This is a genomic window from Micromonospora sp. NPDC049529 (genome assembly GCF_055586685.1).
Genome location: NZ_JBVJHT010000011.1, coordinates 130,142 through 144,401 on the forward strand (window position 1 = coordinate 130,142; position 14,260 = coordinate 144,401).

At 72.6% G+C, this 14,260-nt stretch carries 14 protein-coding genes; 3 read left to right on the top strand and 11 right to left on the bottom strand.

Annotated elements, in window-relative coordinates:
* Positions 1-125: 125 nt before the first annotated feature.
* Entirely contained in the window at positions 126-1,385 is a 1,260-nt protein-coding gene (locus tag ACZ6QQ_RS20745; RefSeq protein ID WP_465878122.1) for an MFS transporter, read from the bottom strand.
* A 33-nt stretch (positions 1,386-1,418) separates the two neighbouring features.
* The gene (locus tag ACZ6QQ_RS20750) at positions 1,419-2,066 is read right to left on the bottom strand and encodes a winged helix-turn-helix domain-containing protein (protein WP_465878123.1); all 648 of its coding nucleotides are present in this window, start codon (positions 2,064-2,066) and stop codon (positions 1,419-1,421) included.
* Positions 2,067-2,323: 257 nt separating this feature from the next.
* Here ACZ6QQ_RS20750 and ACZ6QQ_RS20755 point away from each other — a divergent pair, with 257 nt between their 5' ends.
* From ACZ6QQ_RS20755 to ACZ6QQ_RS20765, 3 genes are all read left to right on the top strand, one after another.
* Positions 2,324-3,277, top strand: a complete 954-nt coding sequence (locus ACZ6QQ_RS20755) for a helix-turn-helix domain-containing protein (RefSeq protein ID WP_465878125.1) — start codon at positions 2,324-2,326, stop codon at positions 3,275-3,277.
* A gap of 70 nt (positions 3,278-3,347) precedes the next feature.
* Positions 3,348-3,623, top strand: a complete 276-nt coding sequence (locus ACZ6QQ_RS20760) for a DUF397 domain-containing protein (protein ID WP_465878127.1) — start codon at positions 3,348-3,350, stop codon at positions 3,621-3,623.
* Between the two features lie 327 nt (positions 3,624-3,950).
* A complete protein-coding gene (locus ACZ6QQ_RS20765) occupies positions 3,951-4,250 on the top strand; it encodes a hypothetical protein (RefSeq protein ID WP_465878128.1) in 300 nt (99 codons plus the stop codon).
* A 144-nt stretch (positions 4,251-4,394) separates the two neighbouring features.
* On the opposite strand, the gene nudC is transcribed toward ACZ6QQ_RS20765, so the two are convergent.
* The 9 genes from nudC to cspE form a co-directional block, all read right to left on the bottom strand.
* Positions 4,395-5,330, bottom strand: a complete 936-nt coding sequence (gene nudC, locus ACZ6QQ_RS20770) for an NAD(+) diphosphatase (RefSeq protein WP_465878403.1) — start codon at positions 5,328-5,330, stop codon at positions 4,395-4,397.
* A gap of 11 nt (positions 5,331-5,341) precedes the next feature.
* Positions 5,342-6,664 carry a M16 family metallopeptidase gene (locus ACZ6QQ_RS20775; protein ID WP_465878129.1) on the bottom strand — a complete coding sequence of 441 codons (1,323 nt, stop codon included), beginning with the start codon at positions 6,662-6,664 and terminating at the stop codon, positions 5,342-5,344.
* Positions 6,661-7,971: a M16 family metallopeptidase gene (locus tag ACZ6QQ_RS20780; protein ID WP_465878130.1), complete on the bottom strand. Its 1,311-nt coding sequence runs from the start codon at positions 7,969-7,971 to the stop codon at positions 6,661-6,663. Before ACZ6QQ_RS20780 ends, ACZ6QQ_RS20775 begins: the two co-directional genes overlap by 4 nt.
* Positions 7,972-7,980: 9 nt before the next feature.
* Positions 7,981-9,111, bottom strand: a complete 1,131-nt coding sequence (locus tag ACZ6QQ_RS20785; RefSeq protein WP_465878131.1) for an LLM class flavin-dependent oxidoreductase — start codon at positions 9,109-9,111, stop codon at positions 7,981-7,983.
* Positions 9,112-9,298: 187 nt separating this feature from the next.
* The gene (locus ACZ6QQ_RS20790; protein ID WP_465878133.1) at positions 9,299-10,834 is read right to left on the bottom strand and encodes an FAD/NAD(P)-binding protein; all 1,536 of its coding nucleotides are present in this window, start codon (positions 10,832-10,834) and stop codon (positions 9,299-9,301) included.
* Positions 10,835-11,000: 166 nt separating this feature from the next.
* The gene (locus ACZ6QQ_RS20795) at positions 11,001-11,909 is read right to left on the bottom strand and encodes a hypothetical protein (RefSeq protein WP_465878134.1); all 909 of its coding nucleotides are present in this window, start codon (positions 11,907-11,909) and stop codon (positions 11,001-11,003) included.
* Between the two features lie 81 nt (positions 11,910-11,990).
* The gene (locus tag ACZ6QQ_RS20800; RefSeq protein ID WP_465878135.1) at positions 11,991-12,200 is read right to left on the bottom strand and encodes a hypothetical protein; all 210 of its coding nucleotides are present in this window, start codon (positions 12,198-12,200) and stop codon (positions 11,991-11,993) included.
* 181 nt (positions 12,201-12,381) lie between these two features.
* Entirely contained in the window at positions 12,382-13,689 is a 1,308-nt protein-coding gene (locus tag ACZ6QQ_RS20805) for a DEAD/DEAH box helicase (RefSeq protein WP_465878137.1), read from the bottom strand.
* 194 nt (positions 13,690-13,883) lie between these two features.
* Positions 13,884-14,087 (bottom strand): transcription antiterminator/RNA stability regulator CspE, encoded by a 204-nt coding sequence (cspE, locus tag ACZ6QQ_RS20810; protein ID WP_326562658.1) that lies wholly within the window; start codon positions 14,085-14,087, stop codon positions 13,884-13,886.
* Positions 14,088-14,260: the final 173 nt, after the last annotated feature.

The window sequence follows — 14,260 nt, forward strand, 5'->3', positions numbered from 1 at the left end:
CTCACCCGATCACGCGGTTGATCATGAAGTTGGCGACACGATACGCCGATCGGCGGTGCGCCAACTTCATGATCAACGAAGGTCCCGGCGGGGGCGCCGGGGGGCGGGGGCGGGGGGCGGGGCAGTTAGGTGGTGGGGCCGGGGGTGGGGGTGGGGACGCGGACGTCGGGTAGGGCGTCGAGGGGAATCGTGGGGGCGGTTCCGCACGGTGGCGAGAGGTGACGACCGGACCAGAGGAAGTGGGCCACGGCCAGCAGGGCCGCCGCCATCAGGGCGAAGAGCAGGCGGTAGTTCACCACGCCGACCAGCACCGCGCCGAGCCCGATGGAGAGCGACTGCGGGCCGCTGATCAGCGCCTCGGACGCCGCCGCGACCCGACCCACCAGGGGCACCGGGGTACGCCGTTGGGTGAGCGTGTTGAGCGAGACGATCACGATCGGCAGGGCGAACCCGGCCATCACCATCGCCACGAACCCGAGCAGGAGATGCGGCTGAACGAGGGCGAGCACCGCCGGCGCGAAGATCGCCACACCGGTGGCCAGCGCGCCAACCTCGCCCAGCCGCCCGACGATCGTCGCCGACGACAGGCCACCGAGCAGACCGCCAACCCCCTGCACGGTCAGCAGCACGCCGACGAAGGCCGGCGGATGACCCAGCCCCCGGTCGACGTACGCGAAGATCAGTGACTCGCTGAACCCCAGCACCAGCATGGTCAGGGCGGTGCCGAGTACGCCCCGTCGCAGCGCCGGGTCGTCGAACATGTGCCGTACGCCGGCTCCGATCTCGGCCAGCCAGCCCGGCTGGGCGGGGGCGGGGGCGTTCTCGCGTACGCGCATCCGGCTGACCGCGGCGGCCGCGGTGAGAAATCCGAGCCCACCGAGCGTGGCCAGGGCCCAGCCACCGACACCCGCGTACAGGGCCGCCCCGGCGAGCGGGCCGACCAGGCGTAGCCCCTGCTTGACGGTCTGCAACGCCCCGTTCGCCTCGGCCAGCAGGTCGACCGGGACGATCTCCTTGATCAGCCCGATCAGGGTCGCGCTGAGCGCGACGTAGGAGAGGCCGTAGAGGGCGCTCACCGCGTAGATGATCCACACGTCGCCCCGGTCCCGTACCGCGTAGAGCGGTGTGAGCAGTGCCGCGGTGCCCAGGTTGACGGCGACGAAGAAGGCGCGTCGTCGGAACCGGTCCACCATCCACCCGACCAGCGGCGCGAGCGCCATCGGCGCGACGATCGCGAAGATGGTCGCCCCGGCCATGCCGTCGGAGCCGGTCAGGTCCTTGACCCAGATGGCGAGGGCCAGGAGCAGGATCGACTCGGCGACCATGCTGGCGACGAGCCCTCCGAAGAGGAGTCGGAAGTCGGGTCGGCGGAGGATGGCACGCATGGCGAGGGGTCCCTTCGTGCGCGGGGAGCGGCGCTAGCCGTCGTCGGCGACGAACCGCTCGGTTGGCCGCGCCGGCACGCCCCAGGCGATGAAGCGGACCGGTCGCGAACCGGGAGGTCGGGCTTCGGGGTCGGTGAGGCTCGGCAGACGGCGGGCCAGCAGTTCGCTGATCGACTGCCCGATCTCGGCGAGCTGCGCGGGGGTGCACCAGCCCATCGACTGGGCGAGGAAGCCCGCTTCACGCCACTGCGGAGTCTCCTCGTGCCGTACGCCCAGCCACTCGCGCAACGCCCGGTACTCCAGGTCGAGCAGTACCTGGTGGGCGGCGGCACCGATCCGCGAGTCCGATCCGGAAGCGCCGCGAGCCGACTCCGGGTCGCCACCGCCGGAGACGACAGCGTGTTCGGCACCGCCGGGTCCCCAGCGGTACCGCTGGAGCACGATCTGCCAGGGCCGTTGCCGGCCGGTGCCGCCACCGGCCTCCTCGACGAAGCCGTAGCGGGCCAGCTGGCGCAGGTGCCAGGAGCAGTTCGCCGGGCTCTCGCCGACCTGTCCGGAGATCTCCGTCGCGGTGGCCGGGCCGGAGATCGCGACCGCGTCGAGGATGCGCAGCCGCAGCGGATGGGCCATGGCTCGCAGCATCCGTGGATCCCGGATGTCCCGGACGGCCGGTTGCGGCATGGCCGGAAGCGTAGCTTTCGAAAGCTTTCTTTGGAAAGAGATCCTTTGTTGAACACGCCGGGACCCAATTCCACGCCGGAGTGCGACGGACGGCATACTGACCGTGGGGGGCAGTCTGAAACGGTCATCGCCCGGCATCGCCGGGCTCGACACGGTGTCCGGCACCCGCCGGGCTCGAAACGATCGAGAGCGAGGACCCGTTGCCTCCAACTCAGTCCAACTCGGCCGAATCCAAGTCGCCCACACCCAGCCCGCTGATGCGACGCCGCCGGCTCGGTGCCGAACTGCGCCGCCTGCGTGAGTCTGCCCGGCTCACCGGGGACCAGGTCATCGAACAGATCGGCTGGGCGTCCGCATCGAAACTGTCCCGGCTGGAGAACGGCCGCAGCCGACCCGACCCGCACGACGTCGAAGTCCTGTTGGAGCTCTACGGGGTCACCGGACCCCTGCGCGACGAACTCGCCGGCATCACCCGCGAAGCCGGAGACGTACGGAGTTGGCTGCGCTCGTACCCGGTGATGACACCGCGCCAGCGCAGTTTCGCGGAGTTCGAGGCCGGTTGCGCCGACATTCGCGAGTACAGCCCGGTGGTCGTGCCGGGCCTGTTGCAGACCAGGGAGTACGCCCGGACCCGGATCATCTCGTTCCGTCCGCTCGGCAGCCACTCCACCGACGCCGAGAAGTCGGATGTGGAGGATCCGGAGACCGAGGTCGAGGCCCGGATGGCCCGGCAGCAGCGGCTCATCCAGGAGACCCACCCGCCCCGCTACTCGGCCGTGATCGAGGAGGCGTCGCTGAGCCGGCGGGCCGCCCCGCCGGAGGTCGTACGCGGCCAGCTCAACCAACTCTGCAAGCTCGCCGCGCTGCCGCACGTGACGTTGCAGGTGCTGCCGCGCGAGGCGCGGATCGCCAACTGGTACCTGCCGCACACCGGCTTCTCGCTCTACCGGTTCGCCGATCCGCAGGACCCGGAGACGTTGGCGATCGAGGGCCACTCGACCAACCAGGTGCTCACCGACCGCGACGAACTGGACCGCTACACAGTGGTCTTCGACTGGCTCCAGTCGGCCGCGCTCACCGCCGAGGACACCCTGTCCTGGCTGGCCGAGGCGGCTGGGCGGGGATCAGGCGAGCCGAGTCGGTCCACCTCGACCCGTGGCCCGACGCCGCCGATCCAGCGTCGGCGGACCGAACGCCTGACCGAGCAGTGACCCATCGGGGCCGGACGCCGTTGGAGGGACGGCCACCCGTCACGATGCACCTGTCAGGTAGGAGCTGACCATGGACACAGTCCGTTCGTTCCCGGTGCCGGACCCGCTCGGCGAGCGCGCCCGGCGGGTACCGGAAGGCGTCGAGCACCTGGCCGGCGCCGCCTGGCGGACCAGTTCGCGCAGCCAGACGTCCAACTGTGTGGAGGTCGCGCCGCTCGGCGATGACCGGGCACCGGTGGCACTGCGCGACAGCAAGGACCGCGGCGGGCCGGTGCTGGTGTTCGCCCGTACCCGGTGGTTGGACTTCATCGCGGGCACGAAGGACGGCGAGTTCGACCTGAACTGAAGTCCCGTCGCCGAGGGCCGCCCGCTTGCGTAACCGCGCAAGCCGGCGGCCCTCGGTGTCTCCGGAGCGCTGAGTCACCTTCCACGGCAACGAATCCGGCTTCCGGCCGGGCCCCGGGGGGTCCCGGCCCCTCGTCGATCCACAGTGACACCGGCACTGAGCAGGCATCACCCGTTCGGATGACCCGCCAAACCAATCAGCGCGTATCACTTGCCGGGAGCGCTCCGGTGCGTAACATGACGAGTGGAACTACGTGGAAGTTCCACGGATCGACTCCACACAGTAGTTATACGATCCTCATCCGTCACGGTTCATCCGGAGACGCCCATGCGGTTTCTGATCGTTCGCACCGACATCCGTACCGCGGCCGACGACGACCTGGCCACGATCTGGGCCGGCGGCGGCCGGCTCCGCGACGAACAGACCTCGCCCGAGCACCGCCGTCAGATCGTCCGCGCGGACGACCTCGACGCCGCCCTGATCCTGGCCCGCGCGCTCTCCACCGTCGGAGCCGTCCGCTCCGGCCGGCAGCGGGTCAAGGTGGTGCCGCTGCGCGACGCCGAGCGCACGTCCCACACCGAGTGGCGGGAGCGGCCGGCGATCGGCCAACCACCACGCCCCACCTGATGGACGACCGTCGTACGCCGGTCCGGCTCCCCCGCCGTGCATCACGCCACAACCGGCCTCGACGGTTCATGATCTTGGCCCGTGACCGCCGCGGCAACGACGGTCACGGGCCAAGATTGTGCTACCGGGCGCTCGGGACCAGCCTCAGGCCTCTTCCAGCCAGCGGTGGATCAGGTACAGGGCGATCGACGACGCCGGTGGCAGCCCCACCCGGAGATCGGCATCGGCGGGAACCAGCCCACCGGCGATCACGTCGGTGATCTCCCGCCGACTGAACCAGCGGGCCTGGGCGATCTCGGTCGGGTCCACCCGCACCGGCTGCGCCGGATCGGCCCGAGCCAGGAAGCCCAGCATCAGCGAGCCGGGGAACGGCCACGCCTGGCTGCCCGCGTACGCGACGTGGTCCAGGCCGATGCCGACCTCCTCGGTCACCTCGCGGTGCACGGCCGCCTCGGCCGACTCCCCCGGCTCCACGTAGCCGGCCAGGCAGGAGAACCGGCGGACCCCGTCGCGGGGACGCCAGGCAGCGTTGTTGCCGAGCAGGCACAGCCCCTCCGGACCGGGCTTGCCGTCGTGCACCAGCACGATCATCGCCGGGTCCGTACGCGGCCAGACGTGGTTGCCGCTGTCGTCGACCCGGGACCAGCCCGCCTCGATCACCGCCGTCGGCAGCCCGGTGGTCGACGAGTACGCGTGCCGCGCGTGCCAGTTGCCCAGCGCCACCGCCGTGGTGAACAGCCCCGCGTCGGAGTCACCGAGCAGGTGCCCCACGTCGCGCAGCGACACCGCCCGGGTCTCCGGCAGCACCGGCAGCGGCGCGTCGACCGCGAAGACCGGGGTGCCGTCCGGCTCCACCCCGAGGAAGAGCCGACCGGTCGCGTGCTCCGGCACCTCCGAGGCGGCCAGCAGCACCAGCGCCGGGCGGCCGGGATCCGGGCCGACCAGCGCCCGTCCACCACCGGCGATGTCCACCACCAGCACCTGGGCCCGCTCCCACGCGGACGCCAACCACTCCGGATCGGCCCGCCGGTGCGCCGCCCGGTCCAACGTCGTACGCGCCAACGGTGGCCCGTCGGCCATCTCCATCCAGGTCACGACGGTGCGTCCGCCGGTTCGACCGGGGTCAGCGCCGCCAGCGGCCCGGCGATCCGCGCCGCGTCACCGAGTACGACGGTGACCGCGCCCGCCGGGGCCAGGTACTTCGCCGCCACGGCGGCAACCTCGTCCCGGGTGGCCCGCGCCAACCGGGCCGAGTGCTCGGCCAGGAAGTCCAGCCGCAGCCCGTAACCGGCGTAGACGCTCGCCACGGCGGCCAACCCGGCCTGCGTCGACACACCGAGTTGCAGGGTGCCCAGGGCGTACTGGCGGGCCTGCTCCAGCTCGTCGTCCTTCGGCGGCAACGACGCCAGCCGGCCCAACTCGTAGATCGTCTCCAGCAGCGCCGGACCGGTCACCTCGGTCGCCACGTCCGCCGCCACGATCAGCGCCGACCCGGCGACACCGTGCTCGATCACCGAGTGCGGCCCGTACGTGTAGCCCTTGTCCTCCCGGATGTTCTCCACCCAGCGGGACGAGAAGTAACCGCCGAAGATCAGGTTCGCCAGGTGCAGCGGGGCATGGTCCGGATGGGTACGCGGCACCGCCGGCAACGCGATCCGCAACGACGACTGCACCGAGTCCGGGCGGTCGACCAGCACCAACGGCCCCGGCGCCAGCGGCGGAGCGGGTGGCAGTTCGAGTGCCCGCCCCGCACCCTTCCACCGGCCGAGGGTGGCCTCGGCGGCGTCCAGCGCCCGCTCCGGGCGTACGTCACCGACGATCACCAGGACCGCCCCGTTCGGGTGCACCCGGTCGGCGTGCAGCGTACGCAACTGGCCCGGCCGGACCGCCCGGATCTGCTCCGGCTCCGGCGTCTGCACCGCGTACGGGTGCTTGCCGTACATCCGGCGCAGCAGCGCCTCCCGGGCCACGTGCGACGGCTGGCTCTTGGCGACCTGGATGTGGTCGATCATCCGGTCCCGCTCGTTGGCCACCTCGTCGGACGGGTAGGCCGCGTCGGTGAGCACCTCGGCGAGCAGTTCCAGAATCCGGTCCAGGCCGGTGACCAGCCCGTTCCCGGAAACCATCAACCGGTCCGGGTCGGCACCGGCGGCCAGCCCGCCGCCGACCTTCTGCAACTCGGCGGCGATGTCCAGGTTGGACATGGTGCCGGTGCCGGCGAGCAGGGTCTGGGAGAGCAGCACCGCCCGGGCCAGCGGCGCCCGCCCGAACGGCACCCAGAGGCGCACCTCGACCAGGGGGACCGAGGGCCGCCGGACGGCGATCACGGTCAGCCCGTTGGGCAGCGTCCGCTCCCCCTGGGTCGGCACCTTGAGCTTGCGGGTCGGGCCCAACGCGGGCAGGGTGAGGGTCACTTCGCTCCTCCGGGGATGACCTCGACGGCCGCCCGACGCTCGGGCCGCAGGGTGGCGGCGGCCGCGCGTACCTGCTCCTCGGTGACCTCGCCGATCAACCGGGGCAGGTCGTTGAGCAGGTCGGGTGCGCCGCGCTGCTGTTCGAGTACGGCCATCTGCAACGCCCGGCCGAGCACCGCGTCGGTGCCCCGCAGCAGGTGCGTGGCCATCCGGGCCTGGGTCCGGGCCAACTCACCGTCGACCAGCCCGTCCACGGCCACCCGCGACGTCTCCTCGTCGATGGTGCGCAGCACCTTCTCCACGTCACCGCCGGGCGGCAGGTGTGCCTCCACCAGCAGCGCGGTGGGGTCCCGTACGCCGAACGGCTCACCCATGAAGCCGAGGTAGCCGCCGATGCTGGTGACCGTACGGTCGCGCAGCACCAGCCGCTCGACCAGCCGGGAGGCGTCGCCGTCGGTCAGCACCTCGGCCAGCACCACGTACGGCAGGTAGCCGGCGAGGTCGGCGACCGGGTCCGGCACCCGCCACGCGGCGGCGACCGCGGGCAGCGGCGCCAACCGGTCCGCGTACGACTGCCGCCGTTCCGCCGTCAGGTCCGGCTCGGCGAAACTGGGCCGGATCGGCGCCGGTCGCGCCGGTACGGAATCGAAGTGCCGAGCGACCAGCTCGCGGGTCTGCGCCACGTCCAGGTCCCCGCCGATCGCGAGCACGGCGTTGCCGCAGGCGTAGTAGCGGTCGAAGAAGTCGGCCGCCTCCTCGACGGTGGCGCTCTCCAGGTCGTCGAAGGAGCCGTAGCCGTCGTGCGCGTTCGGGAACGTGTCGAACATGATCGGTGGCAGTCGCAGCCAGGGGAAACCGCCGTACGGGCGGTTGAGCACGTTGACCCGGATCTCCTCCTTGACCACGTCGACCTGGTTGCGCAGGTTCTCCTCGGTCAGCCGGGGACCGCGCATCCGGTCGGCCTCCAGGAAGAGCGCGCGTTCGAGGGCGTTGCTGGGCAACGTCTCGAAGTAGTCGGTGTAGTCGAGGTGGGTGGAGCCGTTGAAGGTCCCGCCGGCACCCTGCACGTACCTGAAGTGGGCCAGCTTCTCCAGGTTCGCCGAGCCCTGGAACATCAGGTGCTCGAAGAGGTGGGCGAAGCCGGTCCGGCCCTCCGGTTCGGATCGGATGCCGACGTCGTAGACGACGGCCACACCGACCACCGGCGCGCTGCGGTCCTGCGTCAGCACCACCCGCAGACCGTTGTCGAGGGTGAACCGCTCGACCGGATACTTCGTTGCTGGAATCTTTGATCTCCGCGCCGCCACGACCCGACCCTAGCGCGTCCCCACACCCGCGTGCGGCGCCGTTGCCCCGACCGGGGGCCGGGGATCGGCCGCCGCGCCGAGGCGGGTGAGCGGAAGCACCTCCCGGCCGACCCGGTACGCCTCCTCCAGGTGCGGCCAGGCGGAGAGCACGAACTCGTCGACGCCGAGCGCGGCGTACTCGTCGATCCTGGCCGCGACCTCGGCGTAGCTGCCGACGAGCGCGGTCCCGGCGCCCTCGCGGACCAGGCCGACCCCGGCCCACAGATTCGGTGCGATGGTGAGCCCGGTGGTGTTCCCGGCGTTGAGGGCCGCCATCCGGGCCTGCCCGACCGAGTCCATCCGGGCGAACCGGGCGTGCGCGGCGGCGATCCGGTCCGGAGACATCCCGGCGAGCAGCCGGTCCGCCTCGGCCCACGCCTGCTCGGCGCTCTCCCGCGCGATGACGTGCAGCCGCAGACCGGTACGGAGCACCCGGCCGTGCCGGGCGGCGAGCTCTCGGATCCGGGTGACCCGGTCGGCGATGGCGGCCGGCGGTTCGCCCCACATCAGGTAGACGTCGGCGTGCCGGGCGGCCACCGCCTCGGCGGCCGGAGAGGCACCGCCGAAGTAGATCGGCGGCGGCTCGGCCAGCGGGGTGGAGAGGCCACCGCGTTCGATCCGGTAGTGCTCGCCGGAGTAGTCGAACGGCTCACCCCGCCAGGCCAGCCGGAGCACCTCCAGGCACTCGGCGGTCCGGGCGTAGCGCGCGTCGTGGTCGAGGAAATCGCCGTACGCCCGCTGCTCGGCCGGGTCGCCGCCGGTGACGATGTTGATCGCCAGCCGATTGTCGGAGATCGCCTGGAACGCCTCGGCCTGCTGGGCGAGCAGGGTCGGCAGGGCGAAGCCGGCGCGGACCGCGACCAGCAGCCGCAGCCGGCTGGTGTGCCGGGCGACGGCGGCGCAGACGATCCAGGGGTCGGGGCAGCCGGAGCCGACCGGGGTCAGGGCGGCGCTGAAGCCGGACTCCTCCGCCGCCGCGGCAACCCGGCTCAGGTAGTCCACGGTCGCGACCCGGTCGTGCCGGGCGGCTCCCGCGCGTACGGTCGCGGCGCCGACCTGGTGGCCGTCACCGGAGGTGGGGAGGAACCAGTGGAAGGTCACGGTCTGCTCGCCTCCCGCGCTCGGGGCGCGCTCGGTGGTCGGATCCCTGTCCCACTAAGTCCTACTGGTTCGATAGGGATCTTGTCCAGACTCATTCGTGCTGTCGGACCCGGCTGGCACCCGGCCGGCGACCGGGGCGGCGACCGGGCGGCGCGAACCGCCGGGTTGCCGGAAGAGGCGGCGCGGATCAGGCGGTGGCGACGAGTGGGCTGGTCTCGCCGTCGAGCGCGGCGAACCGGGTCGCGATCTGCCTGGCCTGGGCACGGATCTCCGGTACGGCCGTGGTCTCCCACAGCCGGCCCCGGCGCGGTGACCCGAGGGTCCAGAGCGGCGCGGTGCACGTACCGTCCCGGCCTCGTACCGCACCGGTGTCGTCCACGTCCAGCCCAAGCCCGTACGGGCCGGGCCGGGCGAGCCCGTCGGCCAGCAACTGCCCCACCAGGGCGTCCGCCGAACCGGGCAGCCGACCGGGACCGGTGCAGTTGACCACCGCGCCGTACCCGACGGGGCGGTCGTCACCGTCGCCCGGGTTGCGGTGCCCGAGCCGGACGTCCAGGCCGCCCTCCGGTCTCGGCTCGACGGCCTCGACCACGGCCGCCCGTACCGTCAGCCGTCCGGTCGCCCGCAGCCGCCCGATCTCGTCGGCGATCTCCGGAGCCATCCGGTGCCGGTGCACCTCCCAGTGCCGGGCCAGGTGCCGCAGGAAACGGTCCCGGTCCGCCGGGGAGAGGCCGGACCAGTAGGTGTCCAGCCGTGGGCGCAGTCCGTCGACCACGGCCCGCCAGTCGGCACCCGCCTCGACCAGGGCACGTACCTGCCGGACCAGCCGGCGCAACGACTCCGCCGAGGGCGGCAGCGCGGTCGGCACGGCCACCGGCGGGCCCGGCCGGTGCTGGGCGTTCGGCAGCAGACCGTGCCGGGAGACGGCGACCATCGGCGCGCGCTGCCCGGCGGCGGCCAGGCTCAGCGCCACGTCGACCGCGGTGAGACCGGTCCCGACCAGCAGCACCGGCTCGTCGACCGGGACCGCGTCCAGCGCGCCGGGCAGCCACGGGTCGCGGACGTAACCCGAGCCCGGCCCACCCGCGGCGGGCCAGCGGGCCACCGGGTCCGCCGAGGCGGGCGGCCCGATCGCGAGTACGACCCGATCGGCCACCAACCACTCGCCGGACCCGAGCTCGGCCCGGACCCGCTCACGGGGCTCGGGTTCGCCCTGGATCCGTTCACGGGGCTCGGGTTCGCGCTGGATGCGTTCACGGGCCTCGGGTTCGCCCTGGACCCGTTCACCGGGCTCGGGTTCGATCCGGACCGGACCGGGGGCTTCGGGTTCCCGGGCCGACCACGCACCGGTGCCGACCATCCGGGTGACCCGGTCGCGGACGATCCGCAGCCGTCCGGGCGCGGACCGGGCCGTCGCGTCGAGGACGTCCCGCAGGTAGTCGCCGTACCAGCTGCGGGGCATGAAGTCACCGGCGGCGACGCTGGGGCGGCGGTTCCGACACCAGTCGAGGAAGTCGCCGGGCGCGTCCGGGTCGGCGCTCATCGTCCCGGCCGGGGAGTTGAGCAGGTGCCACGGTCGGGCCGCCGGCCCGTACGCCACCCCCGTACCGGGGGACGCCGAAGGGTCGACCAGCGTCACCGACGCGGCGGTGTGCCGCAGCAGTTCCCGGCTGACCAGCACGCCGCCACAGCCGCCGCCCACCACCAGCACCGTCCGGCCCATCCCGCAGCCCCTCGCTGTTGATCCGCAAAATCCTATGATGAAAGTAGGAGATCATCGACCTCGTCCGCTAGCGGACGTGACATATTCGGCGGGATCCGAAGACGAATGCCGGACACTCCGGACGGCGGCGCGTCGTTCCCTCGGGCGGGTCGACGACGGCGCGGGGTCAGGTCGGGCGGACCGAGGCGAGCGCGTCGTCCACCACCCAGTCCAGCTGTCGGTGGGTGCCTGGGATGGAGACGTAGAAGATCGCGGCGGTGGAACGGCCGACATCGATGCAGGCGACCGCGGCCAACTCGTCGGTCGCCCGCAGCCCCGGTCGGCTGAAGTGCAACCGGAACACGGTCACCCAGGCCGGCCGGCCGCCCAACGTGGTCCGCTCGTCGCGGAACAGCTCCATCCGACTCGGCTGCGGGTAGTACTCGGCCCGTACGTCGGCGGCCACCTGCCGGCCGACGCACTCCAGGTCGAAGGTGAGGGCATCGTTCTCGGCGGCCGGTACGGCGGCGGAGAGGATCGACGCGTGGTAGTCGCTGAACCCGTCGTACGCCGTCTCGGTGACGAAGTGCTGCCCCGTCCGGTACGGCACCTCCAGCGTGCCGGCGTTCCACACCGTCTCCCACGGCAGCCAGGGCGCCCCGTACGCGGTGTAGGAGATGCCCGCCTCCTCGTCCACCGTGCGCGGACCGGTCGACGGTGACGCGGTCACCGGGGGCGGGCTGACCTGGGGCGCCGGGGTGATCGCCGACGGCGCGGCGGTCGACGGTGGACACCTGCGGGCCAGTTGCGGCCTGGTGTCGGCCGGGGCGGAGAAGTCGTCACCGAACAGCTGCGGGTCCGAGCCGAGGGTCATCGTGAGGACCACCACCAGGCCGGTCACCAGCACCGCGCCGGCTGCTCCACCGAACCACCAGAGTCGCTGCCGCTCCTGCCGTGCCCGCTGTGCGGGTGCCGGCAGTGCCGTCGCGGGCTGGTCGAGGACGGGCGGACCACCGAGCCGGGTCACCGGACCGGCGGCCCATGCCGTACCCGGTGTGGGCCGGGGCGGCGGCTCGGGTGGCATCGGGGCAGGCATCTCCTCTAGTGAACACCAGCGGCGGCCCGGTTGCCGACCAGCCCCGGCCTTCGAGTCGGATCGGAGCCGGGCTCCCGCTGCTCAGCCGGAGCCGACGAGGTTCGGCTCGACGCTGTCAGCCGCGCGGGGCGGCGGGGCCTGCAACTCGACCACGTGCGGGCGGCCGGGTCCGGTCGACGCGTCGTACCACGGGGTGAAGGCGGCGATCAGGGCGAGGAGCAGTCCACCGAGGGCAACGGCGAGCACGACGAGGAATTCCCGTACCGCCCCCGGACCGGCAGTCAAGATCATGACGACCTCCCCCATCGGGGAACCCGTCGACCAACCCGCCAGCTCCCCAGGGAACAGGATCACCCATGACCGGAAACAACACAGTCATCCATCGGACGCAATCCACACCCGATCGTTCCCATCCCCTCCCCGAAGGGCCTCCCCGGGACCCTGCGGCCCCGGGGAGGATGAACGAGACGGCTCAGGCGGGGCGGGCAGTGGTGGGGCGGCGAGGCCGGCGGGTACGACCCGAGCCGCGGTGCTGCGCTCGGGGCGACGCGCCACCCGGCTGGGCCGGGGCGGGCTGGGCGGGCTTCGGGGCGGCGACGGTCACCGGTACGCCGGACGGGACGCGGGCACCGGTCACCCGGACCAGTTCCGCGTCACCCGGTCGGACCTGCGCCGACTCCGGCCGGATCCCGGCCGTCGCCATCAACCGGGCCATGTCCCGGCGCTGGTCGGGCGTGACCAGCGTGACGACCGCGCCGGACTCACCGGCCCGCGCGGTACGACCGCCACGGTGCAGGTAGTCCTTCGCCTCGGTCGGCGGGTCCACGTTCACCACCAGGTCCAGCCCGTCGACGTGGATGCCACGGGCCGCCACGTCGGTGGCGACCAGCGCGGTCACCTGGCCGTTGCGGAACTGCTCCAGCACCCGGGTCCGCTGCGGCTGCGACTTGCCCCCGTGCAGCGCGGCGGCGCGTACGCCGCTGGCCAGGAGTTGCCGGGCCAGCCGGTCGGCGCGGTGCTTCGTACCCGTGAACAGGATCGTCCGGCCCTCGCGGGCGGCGATCTGGGTGGTGGTGGCGGCCTTGTCGGCCGCGTCGAGGTGCAGCACGTGGTGGGTCATCGCGGTGACCGTGGCGGTGCCCGGGTCGACCGAGTGCGACACCGGGTCGGTCAGGAAGCGACGGACCAGCCGGTCGACGCCCCGGTCCAGGGTGGCGGAGAAGAGCATCCGCTGCCCGTTCGGCGCGACCTGCTCCAGCAGCCGGGTGACCTGGGGCAGGAAGCCCATGTCGGCCATCTGGTCGGCCTCGTCGAGCACGGTGATGGTGACCTGGTCGAGCCGGCAGTCACCCCGGTTGGTCAGGTCGGCGAGCCGACCCGGGGTGGCGATGACGACCTCCGCACCGGCGCGCAGGGCGTCCGCCTGGCGCTGGAGGGAGAGGCCACCGACGACGGTGACGCAGCGCAGGTTGACGGCGCGGGCGTACGGGGCCAGCGCGGTGGTCACCTGCTGGGCCAGTTCGCGGGTCGGGACCAGGACCAGGGCCAGCGGCTGACCGGGGCGGGCCCGGCGACCGGCGGTACGGGAGAGCAGCGGGAGCCCGAAGGCGAGGGTCTTGCCGGATCCGGTGCGGCCCCGGCCGAGTACGTCCCGCCCGGCGAGCGAGTCGGGCAGGGTGGCGGACTGGATCGGGAACGGCTCGGTGATGCCGTTGGCCACCAGCGCGGTACGCAGCGCGGGGGCGAGGGCGTCGGTGAACGACGCGATGGCATGGGTCATGGGTAGCACCTTCCTCAAGGGCGGCACGTGTCGAGGAAGGTGCCCGTGGGGCACTGGCCGCGGGGAGCCCGTCGGGGCTCCACCAGCGATCGCAAGCACGAACCGATGGGAATACGCGGGGCCGGCCCGCGCCAGTCATGGCGCGGGCCGGTCACGTCACCGCGCCCGGCGGGCGCAGTGGGGTGTAACTGGGTTCAGATCAGCCGGATGTTCTCGGCCTGCGGGCCCTTCTGGCCCTGGGTCACCTCGAACTCGACCCGCTGGTTCTCGTCCAGGCTCCGGTAGCCGGAGGACTGGATCGCCGAGAAGTGGGCGAAGACGTCGGCGCCGCCGCCGTCCGGGGTGATGAAGCCGAAGCCCTTGTCAGCGTTGAACCACTTGACGGTGCCAATTGCCATTTGTTTCGTCTCCTTGACGGAACGATCGGTCCCGCACTTTTGCGGGCCGAAGAGAATCGCCCGCGCCCGGCAGGCGCGGATCGGTGTCGCCCCCTGGTCGCCCCGCCCGGAGAACTCCGGACATAACAAAGAGCGCCTGGGTTACAATCCCGCAGGCGCACACAGAGTCTCTG